The sequence below is a fragment of the Streptomyces sp. SID5910 genome, assembly GCF_009862125.1.
Lineage (GTDB): Bacteria > Actinomycetota > Actinomycetes > Streptomycetales > Streptomycetaceae > Streptomyces.
The window spans coordinates 1-1,202 of the sequence record NZ_WWHX01000269.1 but is presented as its reverse complement, the minus strand read 5'-3'; the positions used below and the strand labels follow the sequence as shown (position 1 = coordinate 1,202).

Below are 1,202 nucleotides of genomic sequence, written 5' to 3'. Positions count from 1 at the left end.
GGTCTGACCGGCATGCGGGAGCGGGCGGCCCTGGTCGGCGGGCGGCTCAGCGCGGGGGCGGCCCCGGGAGGCGGCTTCCTCGTGGAGGCGGAACTGCCCTGGGGGACCGGGTGACCATGGAGAGGGAGACACCGTGATCAGGGCCCTGGTGGCCGACGACCAGGCGGTCGTGCGCACCGGCTTGGTGAACCTCCTCGACACGCAGGAGGACATCCAGGTCGTCGGCGAGGCGGAGGACGGCGCCCAGGCGGTGCGGGTCGCCGCCGAGACCCGGCCCGACCTGGCGCTCCTCGACATCCGCATGCCGCACAAGAACGGCATCGAGGCGGCCCGCGAGATCCTCGCCGCGTCCGGCGGCGCCACGAAGGTCCTGATGCTGACGACCTTCGGCCTCGACGAGTACGTGTACGACGCGCTCGCCGCCGGAGCGGGCGGCTTCCTGCTCAAGGACGCCACCTTCCCGGAACTGCTGCACGCGGTCCGGGTCGTCGCCGGCGGTGACGCGCTGCTCTCGCCCGAGATCACCAAGAGGCTGATCGCCGAGTTCGTCCACGCGCGCGCGTCCCGGCTGCCCGTCCGCCCCGCCGGCGACCTCACGGCCCGGGAGACGGAAGTGCTCACCCTGATCGCGCGGGGCCTGTCCAACGCGGAGATCGCGGACCGGCTCACCATCACCGATCACACGGTGAAGACCCACATCAACCGGCTCTTCGCCAAGCTGGAACTGCGCGACCGGGCCCAGGCCGTGATCGTGGCCTACGAGATGGGCCTCGTCCGGGTGGGCCAGGACGACCACGTCCGTGACCTGCGCGCCTGAGGGCACTCCACGGGCCGGCGACGAGGCCCGGCCCCCCGCCGGCCCGGGCACGGGCGCCGGCCTCCGGGGACGGCCGGGCTCCGCTCTCCCGCCCGCGGCCATCGGCCGAACGGCCGCACAAAGGGTGGTGGGCCCGCCCCGGAGCGGGTACACACGATCGGGTAGCACCGACTAGTAACGTACGCCCGCGAGTTCGCGCATCGGGAACTTCGCGGCGTACCTCCCTTCGATGCCGATACGCGGCGAGGTGAGCCTCATGTCCGCTCCACCCACCCCTCCGTCCCGACCCACCGTCACCGAACGTGAGGCCCGCCAGGTGGCGGAGGCTGCCCGGGAACAGGACTGGCGCAAGCCCAGCTTCGCCAAGGAGCTGTTCCTCGGCCGC

2 protein-coding genes are annotated in these 1,202 nt (G+C 73.0%); both read left to right on the top strand.

Annotation, left to right across the window (positions count from 1 at the left end):
- Positions 1-114: ATP-binding protein (locus GTW67_RS38475; RefSeq protein ID WP_524539761.1), on the top strand; the 114-nt coding region annotated here is incomplete at its 5' end.
- Between the two features lie 19 nt (positions 115-133).
- Entirely contained in the window at positions 134-817 is a 684-nt protein-coding gene (locus GTW67_RS09350; RefSeq protein ID WP_161164342.1) for a response regulator, read from the top strand.
- Positions 818-1,202 lie beyond the last annotated feature (385 nt).